Origin of the sequence: Mesorhizobium sp. M0701, assembly GCF_040320365.1 — a bacterium.
Lineage (GTDB): Bacteria > Pseudomonadota > Alphaproteobacteria > Rhizobiales > Rhizobiaceae > Mesorhizobium.
The window spans coordinates 90,220-110,222 of sequence record NZ_JAMYPO010000018.1 but is presented as its reverse complement, the minus strand read 5'-3'; the positions used below and the strand labels follow the sequence as shown (position 1 = coordinate 110,222).

Annotated in this window: 21 protein-coding genes; 11 read left to right on the top strand and 10 right to left on the bottom strand. The window is 63.9% G+C overall.

What is annotated here, in order from left to right; genetic code table 11:
- Positions 1-406: 406 nt before the first annotated feature.
- From NKI24_RS18680 to NKI24_RS18665, 4 genes are all read right to left on the bottom strand, one after another.
- On the bottom strand, positions 407-1,405 hold the full coding sequence (locus tag NKI24_RS18680) for a proline racemase family protein (RefSeq protein ID WP_352747281.1): 999 nt from the start codon (positions 1,403-1,405) through the stop codon (positions 407-409).
- A 15-nt stretch (positions 1,406-1,420) separates the two neighbouring features.
- Entirely contained in the window at positions 1,421-2,224 is an 804-nt protein-coding gene (locus NKI24_RS18675) for an isocitrate lyase/PEP mutase family protein (RefSeq protein WP_352747278.1), read from the bottom strand.
- Positions 2,225-2,301: 77 nt separating this feature from the next.
- Positions 2,302-3,159: a hypothetical protein gene (locus NKI24_RS18670; protein WP_352747276.1), complete on the bottom strand. Its 858-nt coding sequence runs from the start codon at positions 3,157-3,159 to the stop codon at positions 2,302-2,304.
- Positions 3,160-3,234: 75 nt separating this feature from the next.
- Positions 3,235-3,645 (bottom strand): SRPBCC family protein, encoded by a 411-nt coding sequence (locus tag NKI24_RS18665; RefSeq protein ID WP_352747273.1) that lies wholly within the window; start codon positions 3,643-3,645, stop codon positions 3,235-3,237.
- A gap of 82 nt (positions 3,646-3,727) precedes the next feature.
- Here NKI24_RS18665 and NKI24_RS18660 point away from each other — a divergent pair, with 82 nt between their 5' ends.
- Positions 3,728-4,312, top strand: coding sequence for a TetR/AcrR family transcriptional regulator (locus tag NKI24_RS18660; RefSeq protein WP_352747270.1), 585 nt, complete (start codon positions 3,728-3,730; stop codon positions 4,310-4,312).
- A gap of 33 nt (positions 4,313-4,345) precedes the next feature.
- Here the strand turns inward: NKI24_RS18660 and NKI24_RS18655 are convergent, their stop codons facing one another.
- The 3 genes from NKI24_RS18655 to NKI24_RS18645 all read right to left on the bottom strand — a co-directional run bounded on the left by NKI24_RS18655 (position 4,346) and on the right by NKI24_RS18645 (position 6,042).
- Entirely contained in the window at positions 4,346-5,002 is a 657-nt protein-coding gene (locus NKI24_RS18655) for an HAD family hydrolase (RefSeq protein ID WP_352458656.1), read from the bottom strand.
- Positions 5,002-5,487: a dUTP diphosphatase gene (gene dut, locus NKI24_RS18650; RefSeq protein WP_352448498.1), complete on the bottom strand. Its 486-nt coding sequence runs from the start codon at positions 5,485-5,487 to the stop codon at positions 5,002-5,004. The genes NKI24_RS18655 and dut overlap by 1 nt, the downstream gene beginning before the upstream one ends.
- Before the next feature lie 84 nt (positions 5,488-5,571).
- On the bottom strand, positions 5,572-6,042 hold the full coding sequence (locus NKI24_RS18645; protein ID WP_352448497.1) for an Lrp/AsnC family transcriptional regulator: 471 nt from the start codon (positions 6,040-6,042) through the stop codon (positions 5,572-5,574).
- Positions 6,043-6,157: 115 nt separating this feature from the next.
- Here NKI24_RS18645 and NKI24_RS18640 point away from each other — a divergent pair, with 115 nt between their 5' ends.
- Both NKI24_RS18640 and NKI24_RS18635 read left to right on the top strand, forming a co-directional pair.
- Positions 6,158-6,373, top strand: coding sequence for a DUF6356 family protein (locus NKI24_RS18640; protein ID WP_023717932.1), 216 nt, complete (start codon positions 6,158-6,160; stop codon positions 6,371-6,373).
- Positions 6,374-6,543: 170 nt separating this feature from the next.
- On the top strand, positions 6,544-7,917 hold the full coding sequence (locus NKI24_RS18635; RefSeq protein WP_352747267.1) for an amidase: 1,374 nt from the start codon (positions 6,544-6,546) through the stop codon (positions 7,915-7,917).
- Here NKI24_RS18635 and NKI24_RS18630 read toward each other — a convergent pair.
- Positions 7,911-8,987, bottom strand: a complete 1,077-nt coding sequence (locus NKI24_RS18630; protein WP_352747265.1) for an NAD(P)/FAD-dependent oxidoreductase — start codon at positions 8,985-8,987, stop codon at positions 7,911-7,913. The two genes, NKI24_RS18635 and NKI24_RS18630, sit on opposite strands and share 7 nt — an antisense overlap.
- A 117-nt stretch (positions 8,988-9,104) precedes the next feature.
- Between NKI24_RS18630 and NKI24_RS18625 the strand changes: the two genes are divergently transcribed.
- The 4 genes from NKI24_RS18625 (at position 9,105) to NKI24_RS18610 (ending at position 12,938) form a co-directional block, all read left to right on the top strand.
- Complete coding sequence (locus tag NKI24_RS18625) at positions 9,105-9,695, top strand: TetR/AcrR family transcriptional regulator (protein WP_352577789.1); 591 nt, start codon at positions 9,105-9,107, stop codon at positions 9,693-9,695.
- Between the two features lie 4 nt (positions 9,696-9,699).
- A complete protein-coding gene (locus NKI24_RS18620; protein WP_352747262.1) occupies positions 9,700-10,626 on the top strand; it encodes a haloalkane dehalogenase in 927 nt (308 codons plus the stop codon).
- A gap of 266 nt (positions 10,627-10,892) precedes the next feature.
- Positions 10,893-11,255, top strand: a complete 363-nt coding sequence (locus NKI24_RS18615; protein ID WP_352458662.1) for a hypothetical protein — start codon at positions 10,893-10,895, stop codon at positions 11,253-11,255.
- Between the two features lie 84 nt (positions 11,256-11,339).
- Entirely contained in the window at positions 11,340-12,938 is a 1,599-nt protein-coding gene (locus NKI24_RS18610; protein ID WP_502901472.1) for a peptide chain release factor 3, read from the top strand.
- A 171-nt stretch (positions 12,939-13,109) separates the two neighbouring features.
- Here NKI24_RS18610 and NKI24_RS18605 read toward each other — a convergent pair whose 3' ends face one another.
- A complete protein-coding gene (locus tag NKI24_RS18605; RefSeq protein WP_352747260.1) occupies positions 13,110-13,583 on the bottom strand; it encodes a VOC family protein in 474 nt (157 codons plus the stop codon).
- A 287-nt stretch (positions 13,584-13,870) separates the two neighbouring features.
- Here NKI24_RS18605 and ilvD point away from each other — a divergent pair, with 287 nt between their 5' ends.
- The 3 genes from ilvD (at position 13,871) to NKI24_RS18590 (ending at position 18,362) form a co-directional block, all read left to right on the top strand.
- The gene (gene ilvD / locus NKI24_RS18600; protein WP_352747257.1) at positions 13,871-15,715 is read left to right on the top strand and encodes a dihydroxy-acid dehydratase; all 1,845 of its coding nucleotides are present in this window, start codon (positions 13,871-13,873) and stop codon (positions 15,713-15,715) included.
- Between the two features lie 231 nt (positions 15,716-15,946).
- Positions 15,947-17,221 (top strand): amidohydrolase family protein, encoded by a 1,275-nt coding sequence (locus tag NKI24_RS18595; protein ID WP_352448487.1) that lies wholly within the window; start codon positions 15,947-15,949, stop codon positions 17,219-17,221.
- A gap of 220 nt (positions 17,222-17,441) precedes the next feature.
- Positions 17,442-18,362, top strand: a complete 921-nt coding sequence (locus NKI24_RS18590) for a DMT family transporter (protein WP_352448486.1) — start codon at positions 17,442-17,444, stop codon at positions 18,360-18,362.
- Here NKI24_RS18590 and NKI24_RS18585 read toward each other — a convergent pair.
- Positions 18,359-19,261, bottom strand: coding sequence for a phosphotransferase (locus tag NKI24_RS18585; RefSeq protein ID WP_352747253.1), 903 nt, complete (start codon positions 19,259-19,261; stop codon positions 18,359-18,361). The two genes, NKI24_RS18590 and NKI24_RS18585, sit on opposite strands and share 4 nt — an antisense overlap.
- 103 nt (positions 19,262-19,364) lie before the next feature.
- On the opposite strand from NKI24_RS18585, the gene NKI24_RS18580 reads away from it, so the two are divergent.
- Positions 19,365-19,997 carry a class I SAM-dependent DNA methyltransferase gene (locus tag NKI24_RS18580; RefSeq protein WP_352448485.1) on the top strand — a complete coding sequence of 211 codons (633 nt, stop codon included), beginning with the start codon at positions 19,365-19,367 and terminating at the stop codon, positions 19,995-19,997.
- Positions 19,998-20,003: the final 6 nt, after the last annotated feature.

Genomic DNA, 20,003 nt, shown 5'->3' with positions numbered 1-20,003 from the left:
CTCAAAGGCCGGACATATGGACGCAAGCGATCGAAAACGACGCAAAACAACCGTTGCAGGCAGGGCGCCGTCCACATATGGATCCTAGGGTCTCCGCTACGTCGCTTCGCTCCTGCTCCGCCCTAGGATGACGAAGGCGTTGGGGGGTTCAAGACTAGTCGCGGATGTCGGGATTGGCGATGGCGTCGCGGCGCAGAGGGTGGTAGCCGATGGCAAATCGTGAACCTCGACGTTAACTGAGGCCTCCCACTTCGTCATCCTAGGGCGGAGCAAGGAGCGAAGCGACGCGGCGGAGACCCTGGGATCCATGCCGTTACCTACGAGCGTCGCGGCATTGATCGGCACCAGCCCCCAGCCTTGGGCTCGAGCCACCGTTGCTTGCCAGATCGTTGAACATCAACACACGCTATCTCAGCAGAAAACCCCTGCCCAGTTCATCATCGTCCTCGACGATGAATTCGGCCCGTCCTGAGTAGTAGGCGCGGCCGCCGACGCGGGCGATGATGGCGTCATGCGGCCCGGCTGTGGCCGTGCGTACGACGGCGCCGGAAAAGCGCGAGCCGGCGATGCTCTCGAACAGCCGCGTCTGGCCAATCTCGATCTGGCCCTTGGCATGCATGGCCGCCAGCTGCGCGGTGACGCCCGAGCCGGTCGGCGAACGGTCGACCTCGGCCTCGGCGAAAATGCAGATGTTTTTGGTCGGCGTATCAGAGAACGCATCCTGTCCGTCGGTCAGGATTGTGCCGTAGAGAAAGGCGAGATCGGCATGGTCGGGATGCGACAGCGGCAATTCGGCCTTCAGCTTATCAGTCAGCGCGGTCGCCGCATCGACGAAATCGCGCACCCGGTTCCTGCCAAATTCCAGCCCGAACTGGCGGCAGTCGGCGAGTGCATAGAAGGCCCCGCCATAGGCGATGTCGAAGCCGACCGGACCATAGCCCGGCAGCTCGATCCGCTGGTCGCCGGCGAACAGAAACGCCGGCACGCTTTCGAAGGACACCGCGCCGGCCTTGCCATCCCTTACCTCGACCGCAGCCGAAATCAGCCCGCATGGCGCCTCGATATTGACGGTCGTCATCGGCTCGCGTGGCGCCACCAGCCGTTCGTCGATCGCGTAGCGGCCGAGCGCGACGATGGCGTGGCCGCACATCGTCGAATAGCCCTCATTGTGCATGAACAGCACCGCGAGGTCGGCGCCCGGCAGGTCGGGCTCCACCAGCAGCGCGCCATACATGTCGTAATGGCCGCGCGGCTCGAACATCAGGATCTTTCTGAGATGATCGAGATGGTCGCGCACATAGGCACGCTTTTCGAGGATCGTGCCCTTGGGAATGTCGGGATAGCCACCGGTGACGATCCGCAGCGGCTCGCCGCCGGTGTGCATGTCGACGACGGTGAGCGTCATTCGCCGGGCCCCGGCCTAGGCGGAAGGTTTGGCAAACAGCGCCTGCAGCTTGCCGAACGGCATGGCGGCGCGGGTGAATCCGAAGGTGCCGTCCTGCTGGATCTCGCGCGCCGCGGTCTCCAGCATGCCGAAGGCGAAATTGGTCAGCCATGGGCCGAGCGAGATGCGCTTTACTCCCGCCATGGCAAGATCGGCGATGGTGAAGCCGGGCCTGGCCATGACGTTCACGGGCTTGGTCAGCGCCGAGCAGACGGTTCGCACCATCTCGATGTCGCCCAGGCCCGGTGCATAGAGCACGTCGGCACCGGCTTTCTCGAAGGCCTGCAGCCGCTTGATCGTGTCGTCGAGGTCGGGCTTGCCCCACAGGAAATTCTCGGCCCGCGCGGTGAAGACGAAATCGCGTTTCAGTGCCCGTGCCGCTTCCGCCGCCGCCGCGACGCGATCGACGGCATGCGAAAAATCATAGATCGGCTTGGCGGGCTCGCCGGTATGGTCCTCGATCGAGCAGCCGGCGAGGCCAGCCGCCTCGGCGGCGAAGATGGTCTCGCCGGCACTTGTCGCGCTGTCGCCCTTGCCCTTTTCGAGGTCGGCCGAAACCGGCAGCCCGGTCGCCGCTGACACTTCACGGCAATGATGGATCATCGCCTCGAACGTCACCGCGCCGTCCGGCAGGCCGCGCGAAAAGGCAAAGCCGGCGCTGGTCGTGGCCAGCGCCTTGAAGCCGAACGAGGCCAAGAGCTTGGTCGTGCCGACGTCCCAGGAATTGGCCATGACGAAGATCGAGGCATGCAGGTCGCGAAAAATCTTGCCCTTGTCCATGGATGCTCCCCTCCAGTGCAGAATGTGAGGCAAATTCTAGCCCGGCGGAAGGCGCCGGGCAAACAAATGCGGTTGGCTCAGAAGCGTTTGGCGTTTTCATCTGCCAATCGGTCCAGCGCGTCGGAATCCTTGACGTAGCGCGAAGCGTTTTTGTCCCAATGATAGGTGACGGAAATGTCGCGCGAAGACGCCTCTGGCGGCGGCTGGCCGTCGCAGCTTTCATCGCCCGGCACTGTCGCGTCGGTCACCGTAACCTTGATGGCTGCATAAGGCTGGCCGTCGGCAATCGCCTGGAAGGCCGCATTCTGCGTCCTTCGGTTGGTGCAGAGGTTTTCGTCGAACGTATAGATCATGTCGATCAGCTCGAACCTGTCGTTGCGGACCATGACCAGCGGTGCGATCACATAGCCCTGGCTCGAATTGAAATGCGTGCTCGTGGTGATGATGACGTCATCGCCGGGCCCGATCGACAGCTTGCCCGGATCGCGAAAGTAGGTGCTGCGGTCGACGGCAACATTGACCGCGTCGAGCAAGGCCGGCTTGCCGGTGATGTCGTAGAGTGCCAGCACGGCATAACCCTCGGCGCTGTCAGGCGAGTCGCCGAGGTCGAGCAGCATCGCCAGCCGGTCCTTGCCGCCGGCCTTGATGTCGAGCACGTCGCCGCTGGAAAGACCCGACGTCGCCGGCGGCGAGCCGTCGTAGTCCGGTCCAGCGATGTGGCGCATCTCGATCGGAATCGAACCCCGGAAAAAGCCGTCCTTGTCCGCGGCCAGATCGGGAATGACCATCCTGGCGAGATCGAGATAGGTGACATCGCCGTGGCCGGGGACGGCGCTGCCGAGCTCCGGGAAGCTGACGGCCTCCGCGCTGGCCGTCGTCCAAAGACAGGGCAGCAGCAGGCAGGCAAAGATGAAACGAAGCAGGAAGGAGGTCATGCGCGCGCTCGTTATGTCGGGCGCGCGCAAGCTAAAGCATTTTGCGGCCAAGAGGAAACACCTGGCGTTGCCTCACTATGTTGGCTTGGCTTGGCTCGCCAGGGTCTGCTGGAAAACCGGCACCAGCTGATCCATGGCGACTGCGAGCCACGCGCCGAGTTCGTCGGGCAGAGTGTCGTGGATCCAGACCAGGCGGCTCCGGCCCTCGCCCTCGGCAAAGACCTGCATGGAGGTATTATCGTGGGTGACCTCATCGCCGAGCCATCCCCACACGATCCGCCGGCTCTGCTCGTCGCGGGCGATGAGCCGCTCTCGCACGATCTTGCCGTCGGCGAAAGTAAGGGCCCGCACGTCGCCCTCATCCACCCGGCAGTCGACGAAAACGCCTGGGGCTATCCGTTGGGCGCCGCCGGCGAAGTCGCCCACCGTCGCCCATACGCTTTCCGGTGAAGCATCTACGATGATTTCCCTGACTATCGAAGCCATGTTCGCTGGTCCCTCTGTTAATAGGTAGACCTGTCTGTCTACATGTGGATGTATACAGACCTGTCTGCTATACGGTCAAGGCATGTCCGCAGCCCGAATCAACGATCGTCCCGAAAGTCTTGCGCGCCGCCGCATCCTCGATACGGCGACCGCGCTGTTTTCTCTGGAGGGGGTCCGTGCAGTCGGCATCGACCGCATCATCGCCGAGGCCGGCGTTGCCAAGGCGACGTTCTATCATCACTTCGCGGCCAAGGACGACCTCGTCCGCGCCTATATCGAGGAGCTCAGCAAGGGAGGACGGGCGGCAATCGCGAGCCTTGGCCGGCGGCCACCTCGCCAGATGATCCTTGCCATATTCGATCTCATCGCCGACGCGGCGGATCAGCCGGGCTACCGCGGCTGCCCGTTCCAGAATGCCGCTGCCGAATACCCCGATCCCAGCAGCCCGGTTCGCCAAGCGATCGATCAGCATCGTCACTGGAAGTGGGGCATCCTCAGGGATCTGCTGATCGCTGACGCAAATTCCGATCCGGACCGCACCGCGGACGCGCTAACGGTGGCGGCCGACGGCCTCCTTGTCGTCAGCCATCTCGACAGGCCGGCCAATCTGCGCAGTCTCATACGCGACACGGTCGACCGAGTACTTGGGGCGCCGCGCCCGGTCTGAGATCGGGCGCGCATGCAGGCTGCGCAAAGGCGATCAGTGGATCGGCACCAGCCCGGCCAGTTCACGCATGTCGTCGAACAGGATGCCGCCGGCTTCGATCAGCCCGTCGCGGTCGGAAAGCGGGTCGCCGTGGTAGGAATAGACGCGCATGCCGGCGGCGATGCCGGCTGCCGTGCCGGCGACGCTGTCCTCGATGACGATGCAGTCGGCGGGTGCGAAGCCCATCGTCGCTGCCGCATGCAGGAAGAGGTCGGGGAACGGCTTGCCGCGCGAGACCATGGTCGAGCTGAACAGCGCATGCTCGAACAGCGGCAGCAGCCCGGTCTGACCGAGCGTGATGTGCATTTTCGATACCCGTGCCGACGAGGCGACGCAGGTGGCGATGCCGGCGGCGTGCACGGTTTCGATGAACTCGCGAACGTAGGGGATGGCCTCGACGCCATGCGCGAACAGGTCCGGCAGGCCGGCGTTCCAGCGCTCGACGAAATCGGCGCCGAGGCTGACGCCGGTCGCCTCGACTTCCTTCTGCACCGAGACCATGCTGCGGCCGGAGAAATTCTTGCGGCAATATTCGAAGCTGGCCGGAAAGCCGGCCGCGGTCAGCCATTCGGCGAGGCGCCGATTGGCCAGGTTCTCGGTGTCGACCAGAACCCCGTCGCAATCGAAGATGACGAGCTTGGGTATTTTCATCAGGCCGTGCCGGTCGATCCGAAACCGCCCGAGCCGCGCGCCGTGCCGCCAGCCAATGTGCGCTCCTCGACGGTCGCCTGCGTCACCGGGGCGAAGACGATCTGGGCGATCCGCATGCCGCGCGTCACCGCGAAATCCTCGTCGCCGAGATTGATCAGCAGCACCTTGACCTCGCCGCGATAGTCGCTGTCGATGGTGCCCGGCGTGTTGAGGCAGGTGAGCCCGTGCTTGAAGGCGAGGCCGGAACGCGGCCGGACCTGGCCTTCGACGCCCTCCGGAATTTCCAGGACCAGCCCGGTCGGCACCAGCGCGCGCTTTCCCGGCAGGATCAAAAGCGGCCTGTCGTCCGGGACGGCGGCGCGCAGGTCCATGCCGGCGGCGCCCGAGCTCTCATAGGCAGGAAGCGGCAATCCCTCGCCATGCGGCAGCCTGACGAAGCCGACAGCCGGACCGATGACGGAGGTGGGATAAAGTGCTGCGCGCATGAGGCTGATCCTATCGTCGCGAACGCCGGTTCAGTCAACTCGGCGGCAATGCTATCAACGGCTTTCTTTCAGCACAGTTCCGCTTCAGCGCAGTTCCATCGGAACGACCGTGGTCTCCTTGATCTCCTCCATGACGAAGGAGGCCGAAACGTCCGACAGTGCCACCTTGGCGATCAGCCGTTGATAGAGCCGGTCATAGGCCTTCACATCGGCGACGCGGGCGCGCAGGACATAGTCGAGATCGCCGGACATGCGGTAAGCGCCGGTGATCTCGGCAAAGCCAGTCACCGCCGCTCGGAATCTTTGCAGCCAGTCCGGATCGTGGTTGGAGGTGCGGATCAGGATGAACACCGAAAGGCCGAGCCCAAGCTTGTCGGCGTCGACCAGCGCCACCCGGCCGGTGATGACGCCGTCTTCCTCCAGCCGCTTGACCCGGCGCCAGCAGGCATTGCGCGACAGCGATATTCTTGCCGAGAGCTGGTCGACGGACAGCGTGCCGTCGCGTTGCAGCTCGGCCAGCAATCTCCGGTCTATTTCGTCGATTTCCTGCGCCATGTGGGATGTTTGTCCCAAAATTCAGCCTTTCACAAGGACAATTTGAGACCGATGAACCGAACACCAGTGCCAGTATACTCATCGCCGGCTCTTCATGCCGGCAGGAGGGATTGACATGACCGCACGGCTCGCAAGACTTTTCACCTCTCACCCGGCCGCGGTCGGCGAGAGCTATTTCGGCCATATGGCTTTCGCCGCATGGTTCTCGTCGCGATTGTTCATGGCGGCCTTTGCCGCGCTCATTCATGCTTTCTTGCCGTTTCTGTTCGAGACCACGGCAAGCGGCATCATCCGTGAGCTCTATGAGCGGACGCATAACAGAGGACGGTAAGCCGTAGAGGTACCGAGCGCAGCGAGGCCGCTGGACAGGGCCGCCCCCCAACAGGCCCCGCAGCGCAATCCCGATCAAGCGCCGCCATCGTCGAATGCCGAGCCAGGCTTGCATCCACGCGCCAATCCGCCATTTTGAGGATCGCGGCGCGATAGCCCGGAGCATCCACGATGGATATTGTCTTTTCCCGGACGACAGAATTGGCTGCCGCCATTCGCGACCGCAAGATTTCCGCTGTGGAAGCGCTGGATGCGCATCTGGCGCAGATCGACAGGCACAATGAGGCGGTCAACGCAGTCGTAACCCTCGATCGGGAAGGTGCGCGGCAACGCGCCGGCAAGGCCGACGAAGCCCAGGCGCGCGGCGAGGCCCTTGGGCCGCTACACGGCGTGCCGTTCACACTGAAGGACACGCACGAAACAGCGGGCATGAGAACCACTGTCGGCTTCCCGGCTTTCGCCGACTATGCCCCGAGGGCAGACAGTCCGGTCGTTGCCCGGCTGAAGGCGGCAGGCGGCATACTGGTGGGCAAGACGAACGTGGCGACAATGCTCGGTGACTGGCAGTCGAGCAATCCGCTGTTTGGCCGCACCGGCAATCCCTGGAATCTCCAGCGCACCGCCGGCGGCTCCAGTGGCGGTGCGGCGGCGGCGCTCGGCACCGGAATGACGCCGTTCGAGGTCGGCACCGACATGCAGGATTCGATCCGGCTGCCCGCTGCCTTTTGCGGCGTCTACGGCCTCAAGCCGACCGAGCACCGCGTCTCGCTCGCCGGCGCCTTCCCCGATCCAGGCGGGGCGCCGCGCAGCGTGAGGCTGATCTCCTGCCTCGGACCGATGGCGCGCAGCGTCGAGGACCTGGCACTGATCTACGGCCTCATTGCCGGGCCGGATGGAAGCGATACCGACCTTGCGCCGGTACCGGTCGAAACCATGCCGGAGCTGGATCTCAGAAATTTGCGGATTGCCGTCGCGCCGTCCTTTCCGGGCTTTCCGGTGGCCGGCGAAATCAGCGCGGCGGTCGAAAGTCTGGCAAAAGAGCTTCAGGCCGCGGGCGCCATCGTCGAGGAAGCTAAGTTGCCGAAGCTCGACCTGCACGACGATCTGGAGCAAGGCGGCGCGCTGATCGGCATGATGCTGGAGGCGGCCCAGCCCGAACCGCGGGAGAAGCCGACACCGGTCTCGCGCTGGTTCGAGGCGCTCGCCCGCCGCGACCGTTCCATCCTGGCCTGGGATCGGTTTTTCAACGGCTGCGACGCCTTGCTGTGCCCCGTCGCCATGGTCACAGCCTTTCCGCATTGCGAGCCGGGAGCGTCGATCGAGGTCGACGGCGAGAAGCAAAGCTACTGGATGCTGCCGGCCTATGGCGCGGTGTTCAACTACAGCGGCCATCCCGCCCTGTCGCTGCCCTGCGGGCAGGACAGCAATGGCCTGCCCATCGGACTACAGATTGTTGGCAAACGCTGGTCGGAGTCGCGCCTGCTCGGGATCGCCAGGGCAATCGACCCGCTGGCCGGCGGCTTTCGCCGCCCGCCCGGTTATTGAGTAAATCGCGCCAGCCCGTAGGGATCAAGCAGAGGATCGCGCTCGCCGTCCACGATTTCGCGGGCGACAAACAGGCCGACGGCCGGTGCCAGCGTGATGCCGGAATGCATGACCGCGACGTAGACGCCGCTCGTGCCTTCGGCGCGGCCAATGATCGGAAAGCCATCGACCGGCGTCGGCCGGTAGCCAATGGAGTGGAAATCGAGTTCCAGCTCATCCGCGCCGCGCAGCATCGCTTTCATCGCCGCAAACAGGTCGCCGGCGGTGGCCGCAGCATCCATGCCGGGATCGGCGCCGCCGAAATCCGAGCCGGCGATGATGCGGCCTTCCGCCGTCTGGCGCATATGCAGGCGGTCGCCGATCACCAGGCCGTTGAGCAGCTTTTCGTAGGGGCGCGAATGCACGATCAGGCCGGGCGGCGCCTCGATCGGCAGTTCTATCCCGGCTATTGCCGCTAGTGCCGGAGAGCCGGCTCCGGCCGCGATCACCACCTCGTCGGCAGCAATCCGCCCGCCGGATGTATCGACGCCGGCAATCCTGCCGTTGGCTTGCACCAGAGCGGTGACGGTCGTCCCGGCTACAATTCGCGCGCCGCGCCGTTCGGCGTCGGCCAGCAGTGCTTGCGTGGCGGCGACCGGCTCGGCAACGCCTTCCTCGGCGACATAAAGGGCGAAATCGGGAAGCTCGGTCAGATTTGGCTCGATGCGCGCCGCTCCGGCACGGTCGACACGCTCGATGCCGTAGCCCCATGCGGAGTGCTCGGCCGCATAGGCCTCAAGTTCGGGACGTGGCAGGTCCCAGCATAGGCCACCGCACCATTGCAACGGGATGCCGGGCACCTCGTTCGCCAATCGCGTCCATTCGGCCATCGACCGAATGCGCAGGCGGAAATAGACCTCCGGATTGCCCCAACTGGCATTGATCCAGGCAAAGGAATTCGGTGTCGCGACGCCGCCGGCGCCGCTGCCGGCAACGACCGTCACCTTTGCTCCAGCCCTGGTCAGGTGCCAGGCGATGGAGGCGCCGATGATGCCGGCGCCGATGACGATCACTTCTTTCGCAGCTGTCATGCTTCACTCCTCGTTCCAACACCACCACTGCGATGCCATTGCCCGTGGGTTCTGCCAAGAGCGAGCCGTATCAAATGTGCCTCTTGACTTTAATACGTACGTACGTATTGTACCGCGATGGCTAGACATTCACTTCGCGAAAAACTTCTCGACGCCGGTTTCAAAACCATCTGGAGCTCCGGCTATTCGGCCGCCGGCGTACGCGACATCGTCGCCGCGGCCGATGCCCGCCCGGGGTCCTTCACCAATCATTTTGTCTCCAAGGAGGCGTTCACCGGCGAGGTGCTGGACCGCTATTTCGCCTATGTGAGCGGTTTGGTGGAGCAGGCCCTTGCTCGGGACGGCACGCCCCCGGTCGGGCGCTTGCGACGCTATCTCGAAATCATCACGTCGAAGCTGGAGGCGCATGATTGGGCACGGGGCTGCATGATCGGCAATCTCAGCCTCGAGACGGCGGCTCACAGCGAGGCGCTGAGGCTGCAACTCGTCGCCATTTTCGAACGCTGGCGTAAGCCCTTTGCCGAATGCATCGCCGAGGGCCAAGCGGCTGGCGACATCACCGACGCGTTCGATGCCGAGGACCTCGCCGATTTCCTGTTGAGTTCCTGGCAAGGCGCGATGCTGCGCATGAAGGTGGAGCGCAGTCCCGAACCGCTCGAGCGTTTCAAGAATATCGTCTTCAAAACAGTCTTCGCAAAAAGGAGCTGATCCGATGAACCCGAAACTCGAAAAGCAGCAATCCCGCACAACGGTGCCACGCTCGCAAGTCGCGGTGCTCGATTCCACCATCTCCTATGTCGAGGCAGGCACGGCTGGCCCGACGGTACTCTTCCTGCACGGCAACCCGACGTCGTCCTACATCTGGCGCGACATCATCCCGCATGTGGCGCCGTTCGGCCGCTGCATTGCGCCCGACCTGATCGGCTATGGCCAATCCGGCAAGCCGGACATCGACTATCGCTTCTTCGACCACGTCCGCTATCTCGACGCCTTCATCGAGACGCTTGGCATCACCGACATGGTGGTCGTCGCGCAGGACTGGGGCACCGCGCTCGCCTTCCATCTCGCAGCCCGGCGGCCGCAGCGGATCCTCGGCCTCGCCTTCATGGAATTCATCCGTCCCTTCGAGAGCTGGGACGATTTCCACCAGCGTCCGCAGGCGCGCGAATTGTTCAAGGCAATGCGCACGCCTGGCGTCGGTGAGAAGCTTGTCCTGGAAGACAACGTCTTCGTCGAAAAGGTGCTGCCGGCTGCGGTGCTGCGCACGATGAGCGATGAGGAAATAGCCTCCTACCGGGCACCGTTCCCGACGCCGCAATCGCGCAAGCCGATCCTGCGGCTGCCGCGCGACCTGCCGATTGAAGGCCAGCCCGCCGATGTCGCTGCGATCAGCGAGCACGACCATCGGGCGCTCCGGCTCTCCTCCTACCCGAAGCTGCTTTTCTCAGGCGATCCGGGGGCCCTCGTCTCGCCGCAGGCGGCACGGGAATCCGCGGCCGGCCTGAAGAACTGCCGGTTGATCGATCTCGGACCCGGCGCGCATTATCTGCAGGAGGACCATGCCGACAGGATCGGCGCCGCAATTGCCGAGTGGATTCCGGAGGTGGCCTTCGAGAGCCGAGCGACCGAATCGGCCTGAGGTCGGGATATGAACCGGCGGCTGCGGCAGCCGGAGAGGTCGACAGCTTAGCTCTCCCGGTGCCAAGCGATGGAGGCGCCAATGATGCCGGATCCAATGACGATGATGTTCTTGCTCGCGGCTGTGTACCTTCAAACGCCCAGGACTTCTTGCCCTCATTGCCACCATGCTACAGACTTGCCAAGAGCGTTGCCGGGACCGCTCTCGAAGCGGGTCGATGACGATCGCCTCACTGGAAACGTTCAGCTCAATCACATGAGGGTCATTTGCGCCGCTGGATAAAAGGGCTGGTTTTTGCTGCAGCCGGAGCCGCCATTGTCTATGCCGTCTTCTTCGGCCCGCTGCCGATCGTTCGATCTTGGTGGCAGGACGACAACTGGCTGGATCCTTTGCATAAGCGCCATCGCATTGCTGACGGTTTGGTGCTGACCGGGGCGTTGGTTGGGAAATCGCGAGCAGAAGTTGTTGCCATGCTCGGCGAGCCGCCGAAGACGGACTATTTCGAGGACTGGAGTCTGGTTTATATTCTTGGTTCGGAAAGAGGATTTTTTTCGATCGATTCTGAATGGCTGGTTATGCGCCTGGATGACGCTGGCTCGGTCACGCAGGCGGCTATCGTCAGAGACTGAACCTGCTGCCCGGGGTATCAGCGGTGTTTCCGTTCGACAGGCCGGAAAAGCGCTGCTAGAAGCCCGCGCCACAGACAGGATTCCATGAAATTGGCTGAAGACATCGAACAAGCGGTATCGCGCCGCCGCACTTTCGCGATCATTGCCCACCCCGACGCCGGCAAGACGACGCTCACCGAAAAACTGCTTTTGTTCGGCGGCGCCATCCAGCTTGCCGGCGAGGTCAAGGCCAAGAAGGACCGCATCCAGACCCGCTCGGACTGGATGAAGATCGAACGCGAGCGCGGCATTTCGGTGGTCACCTCGGTGATGACCTTCGAATACGAGGACACCGTCTTCAACCTGCTCGACACGCCCGGCCACGAGGATTTCGCCGACGACACCTATCGCACGCTGTCGGCGGTCGACAGCGCCGTCATGGTGATCGACGCCGCCAAGGGCATCGAGCCGCGCACGCTGAAACTGTTCGAGGTCTGCCGGCTGCGCGACATCCCGATCATCACCTTCGTCAACAAAATGGACCGCGAAAGCCGAGATCCATTCGACATCCTCGATGAGATCGAGCAGAAGCTGGCACTGGATACAGCACCGATCACCTGGCCGATCGGCCGCGGCAAGACCTTTTCCGGGACCTACCATCTGGCGCTGAACGCGGTGCGCAAGGGCGACGCCGAAAAGGAGCGCACGCCGGTCAATGGACCCGATTCCAACCGCGTCGCCGGCCTGTTGCCGGAGAACGAGCGCGAGGCCTTCATCGAGGAGCTGGAGCTGGCGCGCGCGGCCTGTCGCCCGCTCGACCTCGATGCCTTCCGCGAGGGCCATTTGACGCCGGTCTATTTCGGCTCGGCGCTGCGCAATTACGGCGTGCGCGACCTGATCGAGGCGCTCGGCGCCTACGGGCCGCCGCCGCGCGCGCAGGAGGCCGACAGCCGCAAGGTCGAGGCGACCGAGGACAAGATGACCTCCTTCGTCTTCAAGATCCAGGCCAATATGGACCCCAACCATCGCGACCGCATCGCTTTCGTCCGCGTCTGCTCCGGCAAGCTCGAGCGCGGCATGAAGGCCAAGCTGGTGCGCACGGGAAAACCGATGAGCCTGTCGGCACCGCAATTCTTCTTCGCCCGCACCCGCGTCACGGCCGACGAGGCGTTCGCCGGCGATGTCGTCGGCATCCCCAACCACGGCACGCTGCGCATCGGCGACACGCTGACCGAAGGCGAGGAGATCCTGTTTCGCGGCGTGCCGAATTTCGCGCCTGAAATCCTGCGCCGCGTTCGCCTCGGCGATGCCATGAAAGCCAAGAAGCTCAAGGAAGCGCTGCACCAGATGGCCGAGGAAGGCGTCGTGCAATTGTTCTCGCCGGAGGACGGCTCGCCAGCCATCGTCGGCGTCGTCGGCGCCCTGCAGCTCGACGTCTTGAAGGAGCGGCTAAACTTCGAATACACGCTGCCGGTCGATTTCGAGATGTCGCGCTTTTCCGTCTGCCGCTGGATATCGGCCGACGACAAGGCCGAGCTCCAGCGCTTCATCGAGGCGCATCGCGGCGACATTGCCCGCGACCTCGACAACGATCCGGTGTTCCTCGCCCAGCACGCCTTCTCGCTCAACTACGAGGCCGAGCGCTGGAAGGCGATCCGCTTCACCGCGGTCAAGGATTATCAGGTCCGCGACGGGGCGGCTTGAGCTGTTGGTTTTCCCTTCTCCCCTTGTGGGAGAAGGTGTCGCCGAAGGCGACGGATGAGGGGTGTTCCAGGAAACACCAACGTCTCATTCCGTCCAGCACCCCTCAACCGTCTCGGCGCTTCGCGCCGATCCACCTTCTCCCACAAGGGGAGAAGGAAAGATCGCGTTCGTTCACCCTTTCGCTGCCTCTTCGATCTTGGCGATGTCGATCTTGCTCATCTGCATCATCGCCTGCATCACGCGGCCGGCCTTTTCCCTATCGGGGTCCAGCAGCAGCCTGGGCAGCTGCTCGGGAACGACCTGCCAGGAGAGGCCGAATTTGTCCTTCAGCCAGCTGCACTGGCTGGGCTGGCCACCGCCCGCGATGAGCCTGTCCCAGAAATAGTCGGCCTCTTCCTGCGTCTTGCAGTCGATGGAGAGCGAGACTGCCTGGGTGAACTTGAATTGCGGGCCGCCGTTGAGCGCCTGGAACTGAACGCCGTCGAGCTCGAATGAGACCATCAGCACCTTGCCCTCATTATCGCCGCTGCCCTTGGGCCAGCGCATCACGCTCAGCACCTTCGAATTCTTGAAGATGGAGACATAATGGTTCATGGCCTCCTGGGCCTGGTCGTCGAACCACAGGCAGGGGGTGATCTTTTGCATTCGCTTGCTCCTCGGGCTGGTTTTGGCTTGTTTCGCTCGCAAAACGGCCGGCTGGCAATTGATGCCCGGTCCGCCGTCTGCCCAAGGACGCTCGAACGAAACCCGACCCGACAGCACCTCTGACTTTTTTACGGTCTGGGCCGGCTGCGTCTTTGGCCGGCCGCTCGTTCCGCACCCTGGCGCAGCGCAAAATTGTGGCCAGACCAGAGTGTGCCGTCTATAAGGCCTGCGGCTCAATTCCGGTTTTCCGCACCTTTGGGCGCGACGCAGACAGCAAGGACAGTTCAATGCCCGCCTACCGTTCCCGCACCACCACCCATGGCCGCAACATGGCCGGCGCCCGCGGCCTGTGGCGCGCTACCGGCATGAAGGACTCGGATTTCGGCAAGCCGATCATTGCCGTGGTCAATTCCTTCACCCAATTCGTGCCGGGCCATGTCCATTTGAAGGATCTCGGCCAGCTGGTTGCCCGCGAGATCGAAAAAGCCGGCGGCGTCGCCAAGGAGTTCAACACCATTGCCGTCGATGACGGCATCGCCATGGGCCATGACGGCATGCTCTATTCGCTGCCGTCGCGCGAATTGATCGCCGACTCGGTCGAATACATGGTCAACGCGCACTGCGCCGACGCGATGGTCTGCATCTCGAATTGCGACAAGATCACGCCCGGCATGCTGATGGCGTCGCTGCGCCTCAACATCCCGACCGTCTTCGTCTCCGGCGGGCCGATGGAGGCCGGCAAGGTGGTGCTCGCCGGCAAGAGCCAGGCGCTTGATCTGGTCGACGCTATGGTCGCGGCCGCCGACGACAAAGTGTCCGACGAGGACGTCAGGATCATCGAGCGATCGGCCTGTCCGACCTGTGGCTCCTGCTCCGGCATGTTCACCGCCAATTCGATGAACTGCCTGACCGAGGCGCTCGGCCTCTCGCTGCCCGGCAACGGCTCGACGCTGGCGACGCATGCCGACCGCAAGCGCCTGTTCGTCGAGGCCGGCCACCTGATCGTCGATCTTGCCCAGCGCTATTACGAGCAGGACGACGACACCGCGCTGCCGCGCAGCATCGCCTCGAAGGGCGCCTTCGAGAACGCCATGACGCTCGACATCGCCATGGGCGGCTCGACCAACACGGTCCTGCACATCCTCGCCGCGGCACATGAGGGCGAGGTCGACTTCACCATGGAGGACATCGACCGGCTGTCCCGGCGGGTGCCGGTGCTGTGCAAGGTGGCTCCGGCCAAGGCTGACGTCCACATGGAGGATGTCCATCGCGCCGGCGGCATCATGGCCATCCTCGGCCAGTTGGATAGCGCCGGGCTGATCAACCGCGACCTGCCGACGGTGCACACCGCAAGCCTCGGCGAAGCGCTCGATCATTGGGACATTTCGCGCACCACCAGCCAGAATGTCCGGGATTTCTTCCTGGCGGCACCCGGCGGCGTGCCGACGCAAGTCGCGTTCAGCCAAGACCGCCGCTGGGACGATCTCGATCTCGACCGCGAGAAGGGCGTCATCCGCTCGGCCGAACATCCTTTCTCCAGGGATGGCGGCCTTGCCGTGCTGAAAGGCAATCTGGCAATCGATGGCTGCATCGTGAAGACGGCGGGCGTCGATGAATCGATCCTGAAATTCACCGGTCCGGCAAGAGTGTTCGAAAGCCAGGACGCCAGCGTCAAGGCGATCCTGTCGAACAAGATCCAGGCCGGCGATGTCGTCGTCATCCGCTATGAAGGGCCACGCGGCGGACCCGGCATGCAGGAAATGCTCTACCCGACCAGCTATTTGAAATCGAAAGGCCTCGGCAAAGCCTGCGCACTGATCACCGACGGTCGTTTTTCCGGCGGCACCTCCGGCCTGTCGATCGGCCATGTCTCGCCGGAAGCCGCGGAAGGCGGTCTGATCGGGCTGGTCAGGGAAGGCGACACGATCGAGATCGATATCCCCAACCGCACCATCAGGCTTGCTGTCGACGACGCCGAACTCATCGCCCGTCGTGCCGCGATGGAGGCCAGGGGAACGGCTGCCTGGAAGCCCGAAGAAAAGCGCAAGCGCAAGGTGACGACGGCCTTGCGCGCCTATGCGGCGATGGCGACAAGTGCCGCCAAGGGGGCGGTGCGGTACGTGCCGGAATAGAGGCTTTTCCTTCTCCCTTTGTGGGAGAAGGTGGATTGGCGCGCAACGCCAAGACGGTTGAGGGGTGCTGGACGGAGTGCCGCCGGCGCCAAGCTGGAACACCCCTCATCTGGCCGCTTCGCGGCCACCTTCTTCCACAAGGGAAGAAGGGAAGGGCCGCGCCTGAAGGTTCCGCCTTGCGGCAGCACGCTGCATGGAAAGAAACGGCTTTTTTGAACGAGGTGGCGCTAGATGGATTTTGACCTTGTGGTGCGCGGCGGGACGCTGCCCGACGGCAGGATCGCGGATATCGGCATCGTCGGCGAAACGATCGCAGCGATAGAGCCCGAGCTGAACGTCAGCGCCGGCACGGCGATCGATGCCCATGGCAATCTGGTCTCGCCGCCCTTCGTCGATCCGCATTTCCATATGGACGCCACGCTTTCGCTCGGCATTCCGCGCATCAATGTCTCGGGCACGCTGCTCGAAGGCATCTCGCTTTGGGGCGAGTTGAAGCCGCTTCTGACCCACGAAGCGGTGCGCGACCGTGCGCTCGCCTATTGCGACTGGGCGGTGTCGATGGGCCTGCTCGCCATCCGCACCCATGTCGATGTTTGCGACGACCGCCTGCTGGCGGTGGAAGCGCTGCTCGAGGTGAAGAAGACGGTCGCCCCCTATATCGACCTGCAACTGGTCGCCTTTCCGCAGGACGGCTTCTATCGCTCGCCGACGGCGCGCCAAAACACCATCCGCGCGCTCGACATGGGCGTCGATGTCGTCGGCGGCATTCCGCATTTCGAGCGGACAATGGCCGACGGCACGCGCTCGGTGACGGAACTCTGCGAGATGGCGGCCAGGCGCGGCCTGATGGTCGACTTGCATTGCGACGAGACCGACGATCCGCTGTCGCGCCACATCGAGCAGCTTGCCTATGAGACGCAGCGGCTCGGGTTGCAGGGCAGAGTGGCCGGCTCGCACCTGACATCGATGCATTCGATGGATAATTACTACGTTTCGAAGCTATTGCCGCTGATTGCCGAGGCCGGCGTTTCGGCGATCCCCAATCCGCTGATCAACATCATGCTGCAGGGCCGCCACGACACCTTTCCCAAGCGCCGCGGACTGACGCGGGTCAAGGAGATGCTGGCGCAAGGCATCCGCGTCGGCTGGGGCCAGGATTGCGTGCTCGACCCCTGGTATTCGCTGGGCACCGCAGACATGCTCGACGTCGCCTTCATGGGCCTGCATGTCGCGCAGATGTCGAGCCCGGCCGAGATGGCGCGCTGCTTCGACATGGTCACCAACGTCAATGCAGCCATCATGGGCCTCGATCACCTTGGCCTGGCCGTCGGCAAGCGCGCCAGCCTGGTCGTTCTCGATGCCGGCAATCCGGTCGAAGCGCTGCGGCTGCGCCCCGAGCGCCTCTGCGTCATCGCCAGAGGCAAGGTGGTGGCCGAGCGGAGCCGGCAGGACACGCGGCTTTCGATCGCCGGAAGGCCGGGCACGGTGAACCGGCGCCACGCTTAAAGCGCGTCGCGTTTGAACGGACCCACGCGACGCGCTTTAAGGTCTTGTTTTTAAGCGTGTCGTTATCGCAAAACCGCTGCACACTTTTGCGCGACATGCATTAGTCCAGCCGATTTCCGGCGCTGGTCTTACCGAATTCTCGATTTTCGCCTCGTCATGGCCGCAGCTTGCGACTACGACGCGGGTCACCGTACCCCCACGGCGAGGAACCGGTAACGGCATGGCGCGGCCCGCAGCCCAGTACTCAACGATCATGAACGTGCTGCTGGCGGGCATCCTGCTGATGCTCGCCGGCGATTTCTTGTTTGCGTTGAACGATGCGATGGGCAAGTGGCTGGTCGCCAGTTTTTCCGTCGGCCAGGTCGTGCTGATCCGCTCGATCGGCGCCTTTTTCATACTCGGGCCGATGATTGCACATCAGGGCCCGGCCAAGCTGTTTCGCATGGAGCGGCCGGAGCTGCAGCTGCTGCGCGTGGTGATGACGACGCTCGACACGGCGCTGTTCTACGCGGCGGTCGTCTATCTGCCGCTCGCCGATGTGATGAGCTTTTACATGGCCGGGCCGATCTATGTCGCGGCGCTGTCGCACTTCCTGCTCGGCGAAAGGGTCGGCTGGCGCCGCTGGGCGGCTATCCTGGTCGGTTTCTGCGGCGTGCTGATCATGCTGAAGCCGTCCTCGGCCGCGTTCTCGCTGTCGTCGATGTTCGCGCTCGCCGGCAGCATTTCCTTTGCCTTCGCCATCATCCTCAATCGGCGGCTGCGCGGCACCAGCGACACCTCGCTGGTCACCTGGCAAACCATCGGCACGCTGCTGGTCGGCGCTGCGTTGACCATAGGCAGTTGGAAGACGCCGTCATCGCTCGATTTCGGCGCCATGCTGCTTCTCGGCGTCGTCTCCTGCGGCGCGCACCTGATGATCACCCGGGCGTTGAAGCTTGCCCCTGCCTCGACCTTGGCGCCGCTGCATTACAGCCTGCTTTTGTGGGCAGTGGTCTTCGGATTGGCCTTCTTCGGCGATGTGCCTGGGCCGCGCATCCTGATCGGCTCGGCCATCGTCGTGCTGGCCGGCCTGTTCATCTTCCACCGCCAGAAGGTGGTCGACACGGTACCGCCCGAAAACGTTCCGAAGGGTGTGAATTAACCCCGGCGCACCACTGCGAGATGCCGCGAAAATTCCGGCATCTCCATCAGTGCCTTGCAGCGCGCAAACCGGCCGTCGGCATAGGCGCGAAAGTCGTCGGCCGGATTTTTGTTGGCAAGCTGGATCAGTCCCCACAGCGTCCACAGCAGGTCGCACATCGCCTTGTAGATGACGATGCGGGCGCGCTCCGCCGGTCTCGGCTCGCCGCCGAAATAGGCCAGCATCATCTCCTCGTCCTGCGCGGCGTCGAATTGCCCTTCCACGCTGAGGTCGCCGAGATCCCAGAGCGGATCGTTCATGCCGGAATATTCCCAGTCGACGATCCACATCCTGTCGCCCGTATCGAGAAAGTTTTCGCAGAGCGGGTCGCAGTGGCAGTCGACGATCGGCAGAGGTTGAGCCGCAAGTGCTGAGCGCACTGCCTCCGCCTCGCGGACCACATCGTGGTAGCCGGCAGGCAGGGCGACGTCCTTGGTTGACAGCACTTTCAGATAATCGTCGATCATCGCAAACAGCTCGAAGCGGAAGGGGAACACCGCGCCGGATGTGTGCAGTTTGCGAAAGGCCTTGCCGGCGCGTGCCGGGCTGCCCGGCCGAGTCTTGAACTTTTCCGGTGACATCGTCTCGGCACCGGCAACGAAGCGGGTCACCAACACGCCGGTCTCGGCATCGACATGCAGCACTTCGGGACTGACGCCGGCCTTCGCCGCTTCCCGCGCCGCCACTGCCTCGTTGGCGCGGTTGATGTATTCCTCGGTGCCCTTGCCGGGGATACGCAGGCAGAAATCCTTACCCCTGAAGACGAGGTTGGTGAGACCGCCGAGCCGTTCCAGAGGGCCGTCATAGCCGGCCAGCATCGGAATGGCCGCAAGTGCGGCGCGCGCCCGGTCGTCCGCCATGGATTTCGCTCCTTTCCCCGTGTTATTGGGACGACGACGGTTCCACAGTTTTCGCCGTTTGGCTATGATCGCGTTGCGGATCGATACCAGGCGACGGAAAGCGATGACGGACAGCAATCAGCAGAGCGCACTCGCCGCAGCCTATGCGGCGAAGCGGCCGGAAGACGTCGCGGCGCTCTACGACAGTTGGGCAGGCACCTATGACGCCGACATGTCGGCGGCTGGCTATCGCCATCCCACCATCTGCCTTGCCTTGCTGGCCCGCCATCTGCCGCGCGGCGCCGCTCCTCTGCTCGATGCCGGCGCCGGCACCGGGCTCATCGGCGAATGGCTTGCCATTACCGGTTATCCGCAGGTCGAGGCGCTCGACATCTCGGAAGGCATGCTGGCGCAAGCCGCGCGCAAGGGCGTCTATTCGGCGCTGCACTGCCTGGCGCTTGGCGGACCGCTGCCCTTCGTGGACGACGCCTATGCCGGGATCATCTCAGCCGGCGTCTTCACGTCCGGCCATGTCGGGGCCGAGGGTCTGGACGAGCTGATCCGCATCTGCCGGCCGGGCGGGGTGATCGTGCTGACAGTGAAGAACACGCTGTGGGATGCCGGGTTTGCCGCGCGGATCGCCGATCTCGAGGCGCAAGGCACCGTCACGCGCGCCGAAGAGACGCCGTCCTATGTTTCGATGCCAGGCGAGGCCGATACCGTGCCGAGCCGGGGGCTGGTGCTCATCGTGAACTGAGGCTGA